Origin of the sequence: Nocardia sp. NPDC058244, assembly GCF_042882065.1 — a bacterium.
Classification (GTDB): domain Bacteria; phylum Actinomycetota; class Actinomycetes; order Mycobacteriales; family Mycobacteriaceae; genus Nocardia.
Map to the genome: position 1 here is coordinate 575577 of NZ_JBHVWX010000001.1, position 16423 is coordinate 591999.

At 69.4% G+C, this 16423-nt stretch carries 16 protein-coding genes and 1 riboswitch; of the genes, 10 read left to right on the forward strand and 6 right to left on the reverse strand.

The window, feature by feature from the left end; genetic code table 11:
* Positions 1 to 18: 18 nt before the first annotated feature.
* Positions 19 to 1215 carry an MFS transporter gene (locus ACFVW6_RS02755; protein WP_378824053.1) on the reverse strand — a complete coding sequence of 399 codons (1197 nt, stop codon included), beginning with the start codon at positions 1213 to 1215 and terminating at the stop codon, positions 19 to 21.
* A complete protein-coding gene (locus ACFVW6_RS02760) occupies positions 1193 to 1819 on the reverse strand; it encodes an FMN-dependent NADH-azoreductase (RefSeq protein ID WP_378824052.1) in 627 nt (208 codons plus the stop codon). The genes ACFVW6_RS02755 and ACFVW6_RS02760 overlap by 23 nt, the downstream gene beginning before the upstream one ends.
* Before the next feature lie 219 nt (positions 1820 to 2038).
* Positions 2039 to 2153, forward strand: a riboswitch (SAM riboswitch).
* A gap of 41 nt (positions 2154 to 2194) precedes the next feature.
* On the opposite strand from ACFVW6_RS02760, the gene ACFVW6_RS02765 reads away from it, so the two are divergent.
* From ACFVW6_RS02765 to ACFVW6_RS02805, 9 genes are all read left to right on the forward strand, one after another.
* Entirely contained in the window at positions 2195 to 3358 is a 1164-nt protein-coding gene (locus ACFVW6_RS02765) for an ABC transporter substrate-binding protein (RefSeq protein ID WP_378824051.1), read from the forward strand.
* Positions 3358 to 5193 carry an ABC transporter permease gene (locus tag ACFVW6_RS02770; RefSeq protein ID WP_378824050.1) on the forward strand — a complete coding sequence of 612 codons (1836 nt, stop codon included), beginning with the start codon at positions 3358 to 3360 and terminating at the stop codon, positions 5191 to 5193. The genes ACFVW6_RS02765 and ACFVW6_RS02770 overlap by 1 nt, the downstream gene beginning before the upstream one ends.
* On the forward strand, positions 5174 to 6073 hold the full coding sequence (locus ACFVW6_RS02775) for an ABC transporter ATP-binding protein (protein ID WP_378824049.1): 900 nt from the start codon (positions 5174 to 5176) through the stop codon (positions 6071 to 6073). The genes ACFVW6_RS02770 and ACFVW6_RS02775 overlap by 20 nt, the downstream gene beginning before the upstream one ends.
* Positions 6063 to 6809, forward strand: coding sequence for an ABC transporter ATP-binding protein (locus ACFVW6_RS02780; RefSeq protein ID WP_378824048.1), 747 nt, complete (start codon positions 6063 to 6065; stop codon positions 6807 to 6809). The genes ACFVW6_RS02775 and ACFVW6_RS02780 overlap by 11 nt, the downstream gene beginning before the upstream one ends.
* Complete coding sequence (locus ACFVW6_RS02785; protein WP_378824047.1) at positions 6806 to 7813, forward strand: LLM class flavin-dependent oxidoreductase; 1008 nt, start codon at positions 6806 to 6808, stop codon at positions 7811 to 7813. The genes ACFVW6_RS02780 and ACFVW6_RS02785 overlap by 4 nt, the downstream gene beginning before the upstream one ends.
* Positions 7814 to 7845: 32 nt before the next feature.
* Positions 7846 to 8322, forward strand: a complete 477-nt coding sequence (locus ACFVW6_RS02790; RefSeq protein ID WP_378824046.1) for a hypothetical protein — start codon at positions 7846 to 7848, stop codon at positions 8320 to 8322.
* A complete protein-coding gene (locus ACFVW6_RS02795; RefSeq protein WP_378824045.1) occupies positions 8319 to 8924 on the forward strand; it encodes an alkylhydroperoxidase domain protein in 606 nt (201 codons plus the stop codon). Before ACFVW6_RS02790 ends, ACFVW6_RS02795 begins: the two co-directional genes overlap by 4 nt.
* A gap of 360 nt (positions 8925 to 9284) precedes the next feature.
* The gene (locus ACFVW6_RS02800) at positions 9285 to 9890 is read left to right on the forward strand and encodes a TetR/AcrR family transcriptional regulator (protein ID WP_355274303.1); all 606 of its coding nucleotides are present in this window, start codon (positions 9285 to 9287) and stop codon (positions 9888 to 9890) included.
* Positions 9890 to 10759, forward strand: coding sequence for an alpha/beta fold hydrolase (locus ACFVW6_RS02805; protein ID WP_357342393.1), 870 nt, complete (start codon positions 9890 to 9892; stop codon positions 10757 to 10759). Before ACFVW6_RS02800 ends, ACFVW6_RS02805 begins: the two co-directional genes overlap by 1 nt.
* Positions 10760 to 10762: 3 nt before the next feature.
* On the opposite strand, the gene ACFVW6_RS02810 is transcribed toward ACFVW6_RS02805, so the two are convergent.
* Positions 10763 to 12823 (reverse strand): prolyl oligopeptidase family protein, encoded by a 2061-nt coding sequence (locus ACFVW6_RS02810; protein WP_378824044.1) that lies wholly within the window; start codon positions 12821 to 12823, stop codon positions 10763 to 10765.
* Positions 12824 to 12902: 79 nt separating this feature from the next.
* A complete protein-coding gene (locus ACFVW6_RS02815; RefSeq protein WP_378824043.1) occupies positions 12903 to 13433 on the reverse strand; it encodes a hypothetical protein in 531 nt (176 codons plus the stop codon).
* 135 nt (positions 13434 to 13568) lie between these two features.
* Here ACFVW6_RS02815 and ACFVW6_RS02820 point away from each other — a divergent pair, with 135 nt between their 5' ends.
* Positions 13569 to 14543 (forward strand): dipeptidase, encoded by a 975-nt coding sequence (locus ACFVW6_RS02820; RefSeq protein WP_378825610.1) that lies wholly within the window; start codon positions 13569 to 13571, stop codon positions 14541 to 14543.
* A 12-nt stretch (positions 14544 to 14555) separates the two neighbouring features.
* Here ACFVW6_RS02820 and ACFVW6_RS02825 read toward each other — a convergent pair whose 3' ends face one another.
* The gene (locus ACFVW6_RS02825; protein ID WP_378824042.1) at positions 14556 to 15584 is read right to left on the reverse strand and encodes an NADP-dependent oxidoreductase; all 1029 of its coding nucleotides are present in this window, start codon (positions 15582 to 15584) and stop codon (positions 14556 to 14558) included.
* A gap of 137 nt (positions 15585 to 15721) precedes the next feature.
* The gene (locus ACFVW6_RS02830; protein ID WP_378824041.1) at positions 15722 to 16420 is read right to left on the reverse strand and encodes a YitT family protein; all 699 of its coding nucleotides are present in this window, start codon (positions 16418 to 16420) and stop codon (positions 15722 to 15724) included.
* Between the last annotated feature and the right edge of the window lie 3 nt (positions 16421 to 16423).

Here is a 16423-nt window from a genome sequence, read left to right on the forward strand (position 1 = left end):
CGACCTCGGCAAGTCCCCTCAGCCGCCACGTACACGCGTAGCGGCGAAGGCCGCCGCCGCGCCGCCGACGCCGAGCGCGGCGATGGCGAGCGCGACCGCCGCGTAGCCCGCGCCGGCGACCAGATTGGCCACCTGCGGACCCGCGCTCGCCCCGACGAACAGGGCGAAGGTGTACAGCGCGGTGGCCGCGCCCCTGGCCTCGCCCGCGTGCGCGGCGATCGCCTGCACGGCGGCGGGCGCGGCGATCGCGACCGCCGCGACGAAGACGAAAAGCCACGCGCCGACCCAGAGCCCGCCCAGCGGCACGGCGGTGATCGCGGCGGCGAGACCGGCCGCGCCGAGAGCGGTGATCAGCCGGAGTTCCGGATCGATCCGCGCCAGCCTGCTCGCCAGCACGGGGACGGCGATCATGGCCGGGAGGGCGCAGGCCCGCAGGGCGAGCAGTGCCGTGTTATCGGTGCCGACGCCGTCGGGCGGGGACAGCTGGATCCCGGTGTAGAGGCCGACGAACGAACCGAGCACGGCCAGACAGCTCAGATAGAGCAGGGCGAGACGGGGCGTGCGCAGCAAGGTCGCGAAGGCGGCGCCGACCGAGCGCACCGACGCGCGCCCGCCCGCCCGCTGCCCGGGTTCCAGCACCAGCCACAAGACCACGGCCGAGACCGCGAACCCGAGCGCGCCCGCCACGAAGACCGCGCGCCAGCCGAACGCGCCGTCGACGAGTTGCGCCAGTACCTGCGCGATCACGCCGGCGCCGAGGAACGAGCTGGTCAGACAGGTGAGTGCGAAGACACGGCGATGCGGCGCGATCCGCTCGGCGAGGTAGGCGAAGGCCGCCGGTGCGAAGAAGGACGCGGTCGATCCCTGCACCACCCTGGCGGCGAGGCCGGCGCCGAGATTCGGCGCCGCGAGCACCAGCAGGGTGGACAGGGCGGTCGCCGCCAGGCCCCCGACGATCACCGGGCGGCGACCCCACTGGTCCGAGAGCGGACCGGTGACCAGGAATCCCGCCCCGTAGGCCAGCCCGAACGCAGTGGTGGTCCAGGTCGCCGCGGCGCGGGAGGTGCCCCACTCCGCGGCCAGGTCGTCCAGCACCGGCAACACCACGTAGAGCTGGCCGACGACGAGAATCCCGACGGCACAGATCGTCGCGACGGTCCGGCCGGTCGGTGCCCACCCCCGATCCGTCGACTCAGTAGTCGCCGGCGAGCTCACGCGCGCGTTCCTGAGCCGCGTCGAAGCCGACCTGCGGGTCCTCGGTGAGCACCGTGGGCGCGAAGCGGATCTCGGCCACGTCCTTCACCCCGACGAACCGCAGCCAGTCCTGCACGAACGGGGTCGCGAAGTCGTTGCCGAACTGGACCGGCACGCCCGGCTGGTGCACGCCGCTGGTGTAGACGGTGACGGCCCGCTTGCCCTCCAGCAGGCCGCTGTAGCCGACCTCGGGATCGAAGGCGAACGCCCAGCCCGGCTGGGTGACGATGTCGACGTACTGCTTGAGGATGTAGGGCACCCCGTGGTTCCAGATCGGGATGTTGAGGACGTAGAGATCGGCCGCGGCGAACCGGTCGAACACGGCGCGCGCCCGCTCCCAGGCCGCGACCTGTTCGGGCGTCTGCTCCGAGCCGGTGAATACGGCCAGTTTGGCGGCCGCGGCGTCGGTGCCGAATGCGGGCAGCCCCGCGTCGAACAGATCGAGGGTGTCGACTCGCAGACCGGAATCCCGCGTGGCGAGGGTTTCGATGAAAGTCTGCGCGATAGCGCGGGATTGGCTGAATTCACCGCGGGCGGAAGCGTTGATGTGCAGCAGAGTGGTCATGGGGAATAGCAGTACCGAGCCCGCCGGACGTCGACAATGATTTGTCGCAGGCTGCGCTGATCGCCACCGAAATCCGCCCGTGTTTTGTCTCGAGCTGATCGCAAATCGCCCGCCCGTCGATCGTCGCAGCTAGCGCCGTATCCGACTGTCCCGGAACGGCATCGACGACGACCGCGATCGCGGGAACAGCTCCTGACCTGCTGCTACATTTCCTCCCACGGTCACGAGTATCAGCACGTTCGAGCCCCGGCTCGCTGATCGGCAACCCTCGCTCGGCGGTGGGGTGCCCCGGGTGACGACCAGGCGCTCTCGACCGAGAGCGCAAGCGCCGAAGGGTTCTTTCGTGCGTTCGGCATGTTCGAAGGAAAATCAGCAATGAGTAAGTTCTCGATCGGCTCACGCCGTCGTTTCAAGATTGTCGCCGGCGCGCTGGCCGCGGTGACGGTGGCGGCCGCGGTGGTCGGTTGCGGTGATTCCGGCAAGGGCGAATCCGTCGATGGTCCGGTGTATTTCGGCGTCTCCGGGCCGCGGACCGGTCCGTCGGCGGAGTACGGGCGGCTGTGGCAGCAGGGCTTCGAGCTCGCGCTCGACGAGATCAACGCCGCGGGTGGCATCAACGGCCGCAAGGTCGAATTGAAGTGGGAGGATTCGCAGTCCGATCCCAAGCAGACGGTGCCCATCGCCACCAAGTTCGTCGACGACTCCTCGATCATCGCCGAGCTCGGCGACTTCTCCTCCCCGGCCTCGATCGCCGCGTCGCCGATCTACAACCGCGGCAAGCTCGTCCAGTACGGATTCACCAACTCCGCGGTCGACTTCACCAAGGCGGGCGATTACTCGTGGAGCCCGTCGATCACCCTCGATGTGTTCCAGGAACGCAATGCCGAATGGGTGTCGAAGAAGGCCAAGAAGGTCTCGGTCGTCTACCTCGAAACCGACTGGGGTAAGCAGGCTTTCCAGTTCTTCGAGAAGTTCGCCAAGCAGAAGGGCGTGGAGATCGTCTACTCCTCGCCGATCCTGCCCGACTCCACCGATGTGAAGCCGATCCTGATCAAGGGCCGCGAGGCAGGCCCGGACGCGGTCGTGCACCTCGGCTACGGCCCCGACGGCGCGCTGGTGGTCAAGCAGCTGCGTGATGTGGGCTTCACCGGTCAGTTCTTCGGTGGCCAGAACACCCCGCAGTTCATCTCGCTGGCCGGTGCGGCCGCCGAGGGCGACATCGTCAACGGCATCTTCAGCCCGGCCGACCCGGACCCGAAGATCCAGGACTTCGTCACCAAGTTCCGCAAGAAGTTCAACACCGATCCGGGCGACTTCAACGTCTACGCCTACGACGCGCTGAACGTGGTGGTGCAGGCGGCCAAGAAGGGCGGCGCCACCCGCCAGGGTGTCCTCGACGGCCTGAAGACCGAGCAGAACTTCACCGGAATCGGCCTCGGCACCTTCGCCTTCGACCAGGAAACGCGTCGCCCGAAGGGCGTGACGCCGCGTGAGCTGGTGCTGAAGGAAGGCAAGTTCGTGCCGACCGGCAACCGCTGATGTTCGACACACTGATCGCGGGGGTGGTCCACGGCAACGCGTACGCGCTGCTCGCCGTGGGCATCACCCTCATCTTCGGGGTCACCAACGTCATCAATTTCGCGCACGGCGCGGTGTTCGCGCTCGGGTCGATCCTGGGCTGGTGGTTCATCGCCGAGCAGGGCTTCCCGCTGTGGTTGACCATCGTGCTGGTGGTGGCGATCACCGCCGCCGTCGGCGTCCTCATCGACGTGCTCGCGGTGCATCCGCTGCGCAAGGCGCCCGCCATCGCGGCGCTGCTGGCGACGGTCGCGGCCGGGCTGATCATCGAGAACCTGACCCAGATCGTCTTCGGGCCGGACACCCGTCCGTTCCCACAGATCTTGCCCACCAACAACTTCCAGCTCGGCGGCGTCCGCTTCGGCACCTCCGATCTGGTGATGTTCGCGATCACCCTGGCGGTGATGGCCGGGCTGGCGGGCTTCCTCCGGTTCAGCCGGTACGGCCTGGCCATCCGGGCCACCGCGCAGGACCCGGACGCCGCCGCCCAGATGGGCATCGGGGTGAGCCGCGTCCAGGTGCTGGCCTTCGCCATCGCCTCCGGGCTCGGCGGTCTGGCGGGCATCTTCGTCGGCCTGTACAACTCGAACATCTCGCCGACCAGCGGCACCCTGGCCGGGCTCACCGGTTTCGTCGCGGCCACCATCGGTGGTCTCGGGTCGATTCCCGGTGCGGTGATCGGCGGGTTCGCGCTCGGTGTCCTGGAGGCGTTCGGGATCTACGTCTTCGGTGACGGCTACCGCGACCTGATCACCTTCGGCGTGCTGGTGGCGTTCCTGATCCTGCGGCCCGGCGGGCTGCTGGCCAAGGTGCCCGCGATCAGCGCCGAACCGCTCACCGGCACCTTCCTCGGAGTCGGCAGGCAGCTGCGGGTGCGGTGGTGGCACGCGGTCGCCGTGTTCGCGGTGGCGGCGCTGATCGTGCCGCTGGTCGTCGACGACTACGCCATCGTGGTCGGCACCCAGATCCTGGCCTACGCCATCATCGCGGTCTCGATGACGCTGGTGGCCGGGTCGGCGGGGCAGCTGGTGATCGGCCAGGCCGGGCCGATCGCGATCGGCGCGTACACCTCGGCGATCCTCACGGTGAACCACGACTGGCCGTTCCTGGCCGCCGCGCTGGCCGGCGGGGTGCTGGCCGCGGTGATCTCCTCGATCCTGGCCGCGCCGCTGTGGAACCTCAACGGGCACTACGTCGCGATCGCCACGCTCGGCATCGGCATCGTGATCGTCGCGGTGATCCGCAACTGGGAGTCGCTGACCAGGGGCAGCTACGGCATCTTCGGTATTCCGGTGCCCAGCGTGCTCGGTCACGAGTTCACCGCGAACACCGAGGTGTTCTGGCTGGACCTGGTGTTCCTGGCGATCACCCTCGCGGTGGTGGTCGGCGTGCAGCGCTCCCGGCTCGGCACCGCGTTGCGCGCGGTCGGCGCCGACGAGGTCGCGGCGCGGTCCGCCGGCATCCCGGTGCGCGACTACAAGGCGCTGGCCTTCGCGATCAGCGCGTTGTTCTCCGGGATCGCGGGCGCGCTGCTGGCCCACCAGTACAGCTACATCGATCCGACCGTGTTCAACCTGTCCATGTCCCTGCTGATCGTCACCATTCTCGTGCTCGGCGGCACCGGTTCGCCCTACGGCGCGGTGCTCGGCGCCGCGGTGCTGATCGGCGTCCCCGAGGCGCTGCGGCTGGCGCCGGAGGCGCGCATCCTGCTCTACGGCGTGGTGCTGCTGCTGATCATCCGATTCCGCCCGCAGGGCGTTCTGGTGAGGAGAGAACGTGTCCCCGTCCACGCCTGACCCCGTGCTCGCGGTCACCGGCCTGCGCAAGTCCTTCGGTGGCGTTCGCGCGGTGAACGGCGTCGAATTGCGGGTGGCCCCCGGCGAATTCGTGTCCATCATCGGGCCCAACGGCTCCGGCAAGACCACCACCGTCAACCTCGTCTCCGGCGTGCTGCGCCCGGACGAGGGGCGGGTCGAGGTCGGCGGCGTCCGGTTGCGGCCGGGCTCCCAGGAGGCGGCGGCCAGGGCGGGAATCGCCAGGACGTTCCAGAACGGCCGGGTGTTCGGCAATCTGACGGTGCGCGAGAACGTCGAGATCGGCCTGCACACGACGATCACCGCGGCCCGGCCGTGGCAGTCGCTGGCCGGGATCCCGGTGCTGCGCTGGGTGCCGCTGCTGGCCGAGACGGTGCTGGCGCTGGTACCGACGCCCGCGGTCCGGGCCGAACGCCGCGCCACGACCGCGCTGGTCGACACCCAGCTGGCCCGCTTCGCCGAACGCCTCGAACCGCGCGCCGAGCACAACGCCTACACCCTGTCCTACGCCAACCGCCGCCGCACCGAGATCGCCAGGGCGCTGGCCCCGCGCCCGACGGTGCTGCTGCTCGACGAACCGGCGGCGGGCATGAACCAGACCGAGACGGCCGAGGTCGGGCGGCAACTCGCCGAGCTGAAAGCCGCCGGTCAGACGATCGTGCTCGTGGAACACAAACTGGAGCTGGTGAACGCACTGTCCGACCGGGTGATCGTGCTCGACGAGGGCCGCATCATCGCCGAGGGCACACCGGAGCAGATCCAGCACGACGAGCGCGTCATCGAGGCCTACCTCGGACGGCGCAGACTCCGCACGCCGCCCGCCGACGTGCCGAACGAGAAGGTGACTGTCGGTGCCGAATGACGAGAAGACCACGCCCATCCTCGAATTCGACGAGGTCACCGTGCACTACGGTCCCTCGCGCGCGCTGGACAAGGTGTCGCTGAGCGTGCGCCCCGGCGAGATCGTCTCGCTGCTCGGCGGCAACGCCTCCGGCAAGTCGACGACGATGAAGACCGCGCTCGGCCTGCTGCGGCCGAGTTCGGGAGCGGTCCGTATCGACGGGGTCGACGTGAGCACCAGCTCACCGGCCACGCGGATCGCGGCCGGGCTGGCCTCGGTGCCCGAGGCCAGGCGCGTTTTCCCCGCGATGACGGTGGAGGAGAACCTCTACGTCGGCGGCTACATCCGCAAGGAGCGTCGCTCGGTGCTCGCGGCCAGGGCCGCCGAGCTGTACGAGCACTTCCCGCGTCTGCGCGAGCGCCGGACCCAGCAGGCGGGCACGCTGTCCGGCGGCGAACAGCAGATGCTCGCCTTCGCCAGGGCGCTGATGAGCAAGCCGCGGCTGATCTGCATGGACGAGCCGACGATGGGGCTGTCGCCGCTGTTCGTCGACCGGGTGCTCGACGAGATCGCCCGGCTCAATACCGAACTGGGCCTGGCCATCCTGATCGTCGAGCAGCAGGCCGAGCTGGCGCTGTCGATCGCGCACTCCGGAAACGTGCTGCGCGGCGGGCAGATCGTGCTGCGCGGCACGGCGGCCGAGCTGCTCGACGATCCCGCCATCCGCGACGCCTACCTGGGCAAGGCGGCGGCATGAGCGGTCTGCGGCTCGGACTGTTCACGCGGCTGGTCCGGTACCACGACGCGCAGACCGCGGCCCAGGTCTACGCCGACGCGCTGGCCCAGATCGGGCTGGCCGAGCGACTCGGCTACGACACCGCCTGGGTGGCCCAGCATCACATCGACCCGGCCGAGGGCGGATTGCCCTCGCCGCTGGTGTTCCTCGCGCACGCGGCGGCCCGGTTCGAGCGGATCCGGCTCGGCACCGCCATCGTGACACTGGGGCTGGAGGACCCGATCCGGGTCGCCGAGGACGCGGCGGTGCTGGACACCCTGTCCGGTGGCCGCCTCGAATTGGGGTACGGCAGTGGCGGTTCCAAGGGCTCCTTCGCGCTGTTCGGGATCGGGCCCGAGGACAAGCAGCGCGTGTACGCCGAGAAGCTGGCCGCGATCACCGCCGCCCTCGACGGCGCGGAACTGGTACCGGGCCGGACGTTGCACCCGCCGGTCGCCACGCTGCGCGAGCGCGTCTGGCACGCCAGCTTCTCGGTCGAGGGCGCGGCGCGGGCCGGGACGGCGGGCGCGGGGCTGCTGCTCTCACGGACCCAGCCACGCGATCCCGGCGTCCCACTCGACGACGTGCAGGAGCGGCTGATCAGCGCCTACCGGGACAACCTGCCCGACGGCGCGACCGCCCGAATCGGCGCCTCCCGCAGCGTTTTCGTCGCCGACAGCGACGACGAGGCGCAGCGGTGGGCGCACCGCGGCGCCCTGCGGTTCCTGGAACATCTTCGCACCGCGGGCATTCCGGAAATGGCGTCCACCGTCGAGGAGGTGCTGCGCGACTCCTACATCGGCACTCCCGACGCGGTCGCCACCCGGCTGGCGGCCGACCGCGCGGTCGGCGCGGCCACCGATCTCATCGTCCAGGTCCATCCGATCGATCCCGATCAGCGCGCCGCGCTGCGATCGATCGAACTTCTCGCCACCGAGGTCGCGCCGCGACTCGGTCGGCCGGTAGACGAAAGGGGTTCGGCATGAGTACAGGCCGGACGAATACCGTTACCCCGGAAGTGATTCCGGAGCCTAGCGTCGACGTGATCGACGCGGCGCTCGGCGCGGAGGTCGCGGCCGGGGTCGCCGTCGTACGCCGGGCCAGGCCCGCCGTCGTGGCCCATACCCAGGGCGTGCTCGACGCGCTGTTCGATGGACCGGCGGGTCGTGCGTTCGGCCCTCGGCGGTTGGCCGCCGTCGCGGCGCACGTGGCCACCCTGGCCGAGTCGACCGCGCTCGCCGAGTACTACGCCGGGCGCGCGGGAAGTGCTGGTACCGAGCCGGATTCGGCGGGCGATGTCGTGCTGGCGGCCGCGCTGCGCCACGCCGCCCGGCTCACCACCGCGCCCGCGACCAGCACCCGCGCGCACCTCGACGTGCTGCTCGCGGCGGGACTGTCCGAGACCGATGTCGTCACCGTCTCGCAGCTGGTCGGCTTCGTGAACTACCAGGTCCGGCTCGTGGCCGGCCTCGAACTGATCGGAGCGCCGCGATGACCGAGGTACGTGACGTCGAGATCGCCGCGCGCCCGGCGGGATTCACCCAGCGCGAGCTGGACTGGGTGCCCTGGGTCGAGCCGATCGCGTTGGCCGACGCCGACGAGCACCAGCGTCCGCTGCTGGAAGGTCAGCGCGGCGAGAGCCCGTATTTCCGGCTGCTGGCCCGCAATGCCGAGGTGCTGGCCCAGCGCAGCGCCAACGACAAGGACATCTTCTACAGCCGGGAAGGGCTGACGCGCGCCGAACGGGAACTCGCCGCGACGGTGACTTCCCGTTTCAACGGTTGCGAGTACTGCGCATCGGTACACTCTCGTTTCACCTCCCAGTTGTCCAAGCGCGCCGACGATGTGCAGCGGCTGCTCGACGACGGGGTGACGGTCCGGATCGACGAACGTTGGGACGCGATCATCGATTTCACCGCCGCGCTGGCCGCGCACCCGCCCCGGCCCGCGCAGGCGGAACTGGCACGGCTGCGCCTGCTGGGATTCGATGACGGCGACATTCACGATCTGGTGCTGTCGACGGCGTCGTTCTCGTGGGCGAACCGGCTCATGTTGAGTCTGGGCGAGCCGGAAGTTCCTGGGGCTTGTGCCAAGTGACAAAAAAGTTCTACGAAATTCCTCTAAAACACTCCCTGTTCACATTTGCCTCGGTATCGTCCGAGACGGCAAATGGCCAGTGACAACGTAGTCACAAAGCACCAACTTGGAGTGACACATGCTTTACAACATCACCGATGACAGCTCTGACGGCAACATCCTGAGCCTGCTGCTCGGCCTGCTCACCAGCTCGCTCAGCACCGGTTCTGCGCAGGCCTCGGGCAACTGAGCGGACTGTAGCCAACTTTCGGCTAACGCGCGGTAAGCCGGAAGGGCGGCCGAAGGGCCCGATCCATGACGAGGGGATCGGGCCCTTCGGTATTGTCAGCGACAATGTCACAGGATGCGAATACGGGACGAATGTATGCCGGGCAACCCGTAGAGGACCGGCAACGCCAGCGGCGTGCGCGTTTTCTGGAGTCAGGCCTGACGGTCTTCGCGCGCGACGGGTACGCCAACAGTTCGGTCGGTGCCATCTGTAAGGACGCGGGACTCTCGTCCCGTCAGTTCTACGAGGAGTTCACCGGCCGCGAGTCGCTGCTGTTGGAACTGTACGAGCAGATCGATCGGCAATCGCGCGAAGCGGTCGCCACTGCTCTCGAAGCGAAGACCGACGCGACGGTGCTCGAGCAGATCGACGCCGCCGTGCGCGCCTACGTCGAGGCGATCGGCGCCGATCCGCGCAAGGCGCGGGTGGCGCTCGTCGAGGTGGTCGGCGCGGGTCCCAAGGTGGAGAAGTTCCGGCTGGAGCTGCGCCGGGTGTGGGGCTCGCTGCTGGCCAGTGCCGCCGAGGACGCCGCCATGCACGGCGAGATTCCCTCCGGTGACTACGAGCTGCGCGTGCTGGCGATCATCGGCGCGGTCAACTACGTCGTCGACGGCTGGAGCGGCTCCGAGCCGCGGCCGCCGCTCGACGATGTGATCCAAGTGCTGAGCCGGGTGATCCTCGGTGCGGTAGGGGCCTGATGCCCCGGGTCGAGGTCGTCCCGATCCAGGTGCCCGACGGCACCACCCTGCCCGTGCGGCTCATCCCGGCCCGTGGCCCGCATCGACATCCGGTGACGCCGGACGCGCCGCGGCCGGTCGTCGTCATCGTGCCCGGCCTCGCCGTGCCAGGTGAGTTCTACGAATACTTCGGCGACCGGCTGGCCCAGCGCGGCTTCGACGTGGCCATCGGCGAGTTGCGCGGCAACGGCGACAGCACCCACCGCCCGGACGCCGACAGCGCCTACGGCTACCACGAACTGGCCGCCGTCGACTTCCCGGCGATGCTGCAGGCCGTGCGCGACCGGTTCCCCGGGAGCACGCCCTACCTGCTCGGGCACAGCATGGGCGGGCAGCTCGCCGTCCTGTACGCGGCCAGGGCGCGCGGCCGGATCGCCGGGCTGATCCTGGTCGCCTCCGGCACGCCGTACTTCCGCGGCTATCGCGGGGTGTTCGGTCCCGGCGTGCTGGTCGGCACGGCCGCGGTGGCGGTCGCCTCGAATCTGGCCGGTTTCTGGCCGGGCGACATGTTCGGCCGCCGCGCCTACGGCAGGCAGTCCAAGGTGCTCATGTCGGACTGGGCGCGGCTGGCCCGGACCGGGCGCTTCGTGCCCGTCGGCGCCGATATCGACTACGAGGAACGGATCTCGCGGCTGAAGTTCCCGGTGCTGTCGATCACCGTGGCCGGCGACGACCTGGCCCCGCAGACCTCCGCCGACCACCTGCTGAGCAAACTGCCCGCGGCGCCGGTGACCCGGTGGTTCCAGCCGGAAGCGCTGGGGCACAACGGCTGGATCACCAATCCGGATTCCACGGTCGACGTCGTCGAGAAGTGGCTGCGCGACCGCTAGCGCCTACGCCGAGCGCCTGCCCTCCATCAGCATCTGCGTGAAGAACTCGTAGACCAGCGCGGACAGGTAGGCCGACTGCTTGTTGTCGGCCGCGCCGCCGTGCCCGCCCTCGATGTTCTCGTAATACCAGACGGTGCGGTCCTGGGATTCCAGCAGCGCCGCCATCTTTCGCGCGTGGCCGGGGTGCACGCGGTCGTCGCGGGTGGAGGTGGCGAGCAGGATCGGCGGGTACTGCCGGTCGGTGTCGGTGTTCTGGTAGGGCGAGTACTCGCTGATGTAGGCCCATTCCTCGGGCTTGTCCGGGTCGCCGTACTCGGCCACCCAGGACGCGCCTGCCAGCAGCAGGTGGTAGCGCCGCATGTCCAGCAGCGGCACCTGGCACACGATCGCGCCGAACAGCTCCGGGTAGCGGGTGAGCATCACGCCCATCAGCAGGCCGCCGTTGCTGCCGCCGATGGCGCCGAGCCGGTCCGGGGTGGTGATGCCTCTGGTCACCAGGTCGCGGGCGACCGCGGCGAAATCCTCGAAGGCGCGGTGCCGGTGCTCTTTCAGCGCCGCGGTGTGCCATTCGGGCCCGTATTCGCCGCCGCCGCGGATATTGGTCATCACATAGGTGCCGCCGCGCTCCAGCCAGGCCATACCCGCCGAGCCGAGATACTGCGGGGTCTTGGAGATCTCGAAGCCGCCGTAGCCGTTCATGATGGTCGGGCTCGGCGTGCCGCGACGGTCACGGTGACGAATCACGAAGTAGGGCACGGCCGTTCCGTCGTCGGAGGTCGCGAAGAACTGCTCGGTCTCGATGCCGGTGGCGTCGAAGTAGGCGGGCGCCTGCTTGAGCACGGTGGCCTGATCGCCGATGGCACTGCTGAGCAGTGTTGTCGGCGTGGTGAAACCGGTGGTGGTGAGCATGAATTCGTCGCCGCCCTCGAGCGGGTCGAGGTTGTTCACCGACGTGGAGGACATGGCGGGGGAGTCGGCGAGTTCGGCGCTGGTCCAGCCGTCGGGTCCGGGTGTGAGCACGCGCAGCCCGGTCTGCACATCGTGCAGGGTGGTGAGGATCAGGTGGTTCTCGGTCCAGCCCCACGTCTCCAGCGAGGTGTGCGGGTCCGGGGTGAACAGCACCTCGAATTCGCGTGCGCCGGCGAGGAAGTCGTTCACGTCGGTGACCAGCAGGGCGCCGGGCGGGTAGGTGATCGCGCCCGGTGTCCAGGCGGTCTTCAGGCGCACCAGGAGCCAGTCGCGGTACCAGTCGACGTCGGCGTCGGTCGGCGTTTCGATCAACCGCCACTCGCCGTCGTCGAGCAGGGACACCTCGCTGTTGAAGAAGTCCGTCGACCGGTGCAGATAGTGTCGCTCGTAGCCGGGGTGGCGATCGTAGCCCGCGCCGATCGAGACATCGCCCGGCTTGCCCTCGTACACCGTCTCCGCCGCGGACAACTCGGTGCCGCGCTGCCAGCGCTTGGCGATGCGCGGGTACCCGGAATCGGTGAGCGAGCCGGGGCCGAAATCGGTTCCCACATAGACGGTATCGGCGTCGATCCAGCCGATCCGGGACTTGGCCTCCGGCAGGTAGAACCCACCGTCCTCCGGTGCGATGAATTCCCGTGTCGTCAGGTCGAATTCACGCTCGACGGTCGCGTCGGCGCCGCCCCGGGACAGGTGGATGATGGCGCGCTCCTGGCTGGGCCGCAGGACCGCAGCGCCCGACCAGACCCAGTTCTCACCGTCGGCCTCGGCGAGCGCGTCGACATCGATCAGCACATCCCACTCGGGGTCCTCGCTCGCGTAGGACGCGAAGGTGGTCCGGCGCCACAGGCCACGCTGGTGCTCGGCGTCGCGCCAGAAGTTGTACAGCCAGGGTCCGCGCCGGCCGGGGTAGGCGATCTTGGTGTCGTCGTCGAGCATCGCGAGGACGCGCTGCTCGAGCGCGGTGAAGCGCTCCGTCGCCGCGAACCGTCGCGCCACGACTTCGTTGCGGGCCCGCGCCCAGTCCAGCGCGGCCTCGTCGGTCACATCCTCGAGCCAGAGATAGGGATCCGTCACGTCCTGCTCAACGCCGCTCATCCCCACATTGTTGCCGATGTGGCCGATCGCATCTTCCGCCAGCTCACCGCCCGGGGGTCGCCGGGCCGGTGGAGCGCCGTCACCAGGCGTGGGCGACGTCGATCACCACGCGCGCCGGACCGTCGAGGGTGGTGACCCGGAAGGGCAGCCGGGCGCGGACGCCGAGGCCGAGGGTGGTCTGGCCCTCGAACGAGCCCGCCCAAGACGCCTGGCGGAAGGTCGGGTAGCCGCGCACGTCGACGAGTTCGGTGCGGTCGGCCGGGCGGTAGGTGCTGTTGCCCGCGCCGTCGTAGGCCGGGGCCTGCACCATCACCTGGAGGTACGCGCCGCCGCGCAGCGGGACGGTGGCGCCGGAGCCGTCCATCGTCACGGTGTCGACGTAGCCGACGCGGTAGCCGGCCAGCGGGCCGGACATGTCGATGACGAGCCGGTCGAAGCAGTCGTGGCGGCCGGACCGGACGGCGCCGACGGTCGCGGTGGAGTAGTTCGCGCTGGACTTGTCGAGCGAGCCCCAGGTGACGCCACAGGAGGACGGGGCGGCGGCAGCGGGGAGGGTCCACAGGCTCGCGCAGGCCGCGAGCGTGGTGAACAGGACGAGGAAGCGACGCATGTCGCACCGCCTTCGGGCAGTGGGAGGAAGGTACTGATTAATCGGACTAATCAGACATCGCGTTAGCGTCGCTCCGGTTCCGGCTGTGTTGCGAAACGTAGGATCGCAGGTCACGAACAACGACCGGAGGTGAACGTGGCGCCCTTCCTGTGGGAGCAGCACTGCTGTCTGCCGTTGCATCACACGGCGCGCATCGGCGAACTCGCCCGGTATCCGCTCGGGTCGTATCTTTCGGTCAATGTCGGGTATTCGGCCCAGACCACCGCGGATTCGCTGGAACTGGTGCACCGGTTCCGTGACCAGGCGGCGGCCGATCCGCGCTTCCGGCTGGTCGAGCGCCGCGCCGACATCGGCGCCGACGACGCGATCGCGCTCGCCTTCGACCTGGAGGACTCCGGCCCGCTCGGCGGCGATCTCGACAATGTGGAGCTGTTCTACCGGCTCGGCGTTCGCTCGCTGCTGCCGAGCTACAACCATGCCAACGCGGCGGGCTGCGGCTGCCTCGACACCGCCGACACCGGCCTCACCGGCTACGGAAAAGACCTGGTGCGCAAACTGAACGAGGTCGGCATGTTCGCCGATGGCTCGCACTGCTCGCGGCGCACCGGCCTCGACATCGCGACCCACACCGCCGTCCCGATGATCTACAGCCACTCCAACTTCGCCGCCCTGTGGGAACATCCGCGCAACATCACCGACGACCAGGCCCGCGCCTGCGCCGAGACCGGCGGCGTGATCGGCATCAACGGCGTCGGAATCTTCCTGGGCCACAATGCCCCCGGCGACCACGCCGCCCGCCTCGCCGCCATGGCCGACCACATCCGCTACGGCGTCGACCTGGTCGGGCTCGACCACATCGGCGTCGGCTCGGACTATTCCTTCGACGGCCAGGAGTTCAACGACGAGATCCGCGCCAACCCCGGCGCCTTCTCCGAGTCGTACACGAAATGGGGCCCGCTGCAATGGGTTCCCCCGGAGGACCTGCTCGGGGAATCCGGTGCCCCCGGCCTCGACGAGCTGCTGGCCGACCGGGGGTTCCACGCCGGGGAGCGCGCCGCCATCTTCGGCGGCAACTTCGCCAGAGTCGCGGGGCAGGTCTGGCGCGACTGACGTCCTCGGGTCTCAGCCCAGGCGCACCAGCATCTTGCCCGTATTGGCGCCGGTGAGGACGCCGAGGAAGGCGGCGGGAGCCTGGTCGAGGCCCTCGTAGACGGTCTCGGTCGTGCGCAGGGTGCCGTCGGCGAGCCAGCCCGCCGCCTTGCCGATGTACTCGCCGAAGAGCGGGAAGTAGCTGGTCACCAGCATGCCGCGCAGGGTCGCCTCCTTCGTCGCGGCCAGGTAGAGGTCCGGGATCTGCTGGGCGCCCGCGCCGTTGTAGCCGCTGATCGCGCCGACCAGCGCGATCCGGCCGTGCTGGTTGAGCGCCTCGATGGCGACCTTCAGGTGCTCGCCGCCGACGCTGTCGAGGTAGACGTCGACGCCGTCGGGCGCGGCCGCGGCGAGCTGCGCGGCGAGATCGCCCGCGCGGTAGTCGATGGCGGCGTCGAAACCGAACTCGTCGAGCAGCGTCCTGGTCTTCGCCGGCCCGCCCGCCGAGCCGATCACCCGCTTCGCGCCGAGCGCCTTGGCGAGCTGCCCCGCGACGCTGCCGACCGCGCCCGCCGCGGCCGAGACGAACACCGTGTCGCCGGGGCGCACCGGGGCGACATCGGTGAGCGCGGCGTAGGCGGTCAGGCCGGTCGTGCCGAGCACGCTCAGGAACTGCTGCGGCGCGGCCAGTTCCGGGTCGATCGGCGTCGCGGTGGCCGCGTCGACGACCGCGTGCTCCCGCCAGCCCGCGAAGTGCGAGACCGTGGCGCCCACCGCGATCTCGGCCGAGCGCGACGCGATCACCTCACCGACGGCCGAACCATCCAGTGCCGCAGCGAGTTCGAACGGCGGGATGTAGGACTCCTTGTCGTCCATCCGGCCGCGCATGTACGGGTCGACCGACATCCAGGTGTTGCGGACCAGGATCTGGCCGTCGGCGAGCTCGGGCAGCGGGCGCTCGACCAGGGCGAAATCGGTGGCGACGGGAGCGCCGTCCGGCCGGGCGGCCAGGTGGATCTCCCGGGTGGTGGTGGGCAGCGCGGCGCTGGTCGAGTTCGACATGATCGAGCCTTCTTTCGAGGTCAGCCGGTGTTTTTCTCCGGTGCCGACTACGTTATGGCGGCCGTGCCCGCGCTCCCAGGTCCGCGGACGCCACCGCCCGGTCCGTTCACGACAGGACCGGGCGGTGCCGGGGTCGGCTAGTCGGCGACGGGCACCGGCACGGCCGGGCGCTTGCGCGCCGAGAACTTCTCGACCAGGAAGAAGTACCCCTTCACGTACTGCCCGACGAGGATCGCGTTGATGATCGTGCCCTCGCGGATGAAATGCGGTGCGCCGAGGAAAGCCAGGCCGATCAACGCCGAGATCGCCAGCAGCGTGCAGTCGAACACGGTCTTGATGTTGCCCCACTTGCGCCCGGTCTTCTGCTGGATCGTGTTCACGAACAGGTCGATCGGCATCAGGATGAGGTTCGCGCGGATCATCAGGAACAGGCCGAGGGCGAGCATCGCGTCGGCGAAGACAAGCAGGACCAGGTTGGCCACGTACGGCTCGAGGTGGATCCAGTCGGTGAGCCACAGGTTGAGATCGAGCAGGAGAGCCAGCACCAGCGCCGGGATCATCGAGAGCAGGTAGCTCGCCTTGAAGGCCTTCGGTCTGACCAGGAAGGTCAGGCCGAGCATGATGATCTCGAGGATGAGGTTGTAGTTGCCCTGGCTCAGCGGGGTGAACACCAGCGTCATCGTGCGGGTGAGGCTGCTCTGCGGGGAGATGCCGATCCCGGCCCTGATGGCCAGGCTGAGGCCGAGGGTGAGGAGGTAGATGCCGGCGACGTAGGTGATCCAGCGGCGCACCTTGTTTCCGTTGTCGATGACTGCCGCGTCGTTGTCGTGCTGCATAGC

Bases quoted from the DNA above. Each gene is read 5' to 3' on its own strand.
- ACFVW6_RS02795 (WP_378824045.1), top strand. From the start codon at position 8,319: ATGACCGAGGTACGTGACGTCGAGATCGCCGCGCGCCCGGCGGGATTC.
- ACFVW6_RS02760 (WP_378824052.1), bottom strand. From the start codon at position 1,819: ATGACCACTCTGCTGCACATCAACGCTTCCGCCCGCGGTGAATTCAGC.
- ACFVW6_RS02770 (WP_378824050.1), top strand. From the start codon at position 3,358: ATGTTCGACACACTGATCGCGGGGGTGGTCCACGGCAACGCGTACGCG.
- ACFVW6_RS02805 (WP_357342393.1), top strand. From the start codon at position 9,890: ATGCCCCGGGTCGAGGTCGTCCCGATCCAGGTGCCCGACGGCACCACC.
- ACFVW6_RS02815 (WP_378824043.1), bottom strand. From the start codon at position 13,433: ATGCGTCGCTTCCTCGTCCTGTTCACCACGCTCGCGGCCTGCGCGAGC.
- ACFVW6_RS02810 (WP_378824044.1), bottom strand. From the start codon at position 12,823: ATGAGCGGCGTTGAGCAGGACGTGACGGATCCCTATCTCTGGCTCGAG.
- ACFVW6_RS02785 (WP_378824047.1), top strand. From the start codon at position 6,806: ATGAGCGGTCTGCGGCTCGGACTGTTCACGCGGCTGGTCCGGTACCAC.
- ACFVW6_RS02765 (WP_378824051.1), top strand. From the start codon at position 2,195: ATGAGTAAGTTCTCGATCGGCTCACGCCGTCGTTTCAAGATTGTCGCC.
- ACFVW6_RS02825 (WP_378824042.1), bottom strand. From the start codon at position 15,584: ATGTCGAACTCGACCAGCGCCGCGCTGCCCACCACCACCCGGGAGATC.
- ACFVW6_RS02800 (WP_355274303.1), top strand. From the start codon at position 9,285: ATGTATGCCGGGCAACCCGTAGAGGACCGGCAACGCCAGCGGCGTGCG.
- ACFVW6_RS02830 (WP_378824041.1), bottom strand. From the start codon at position 16,420: ATGCAGCACGACAACGACGCGGCAGTCATCGACAACGGAAACAAGGTG.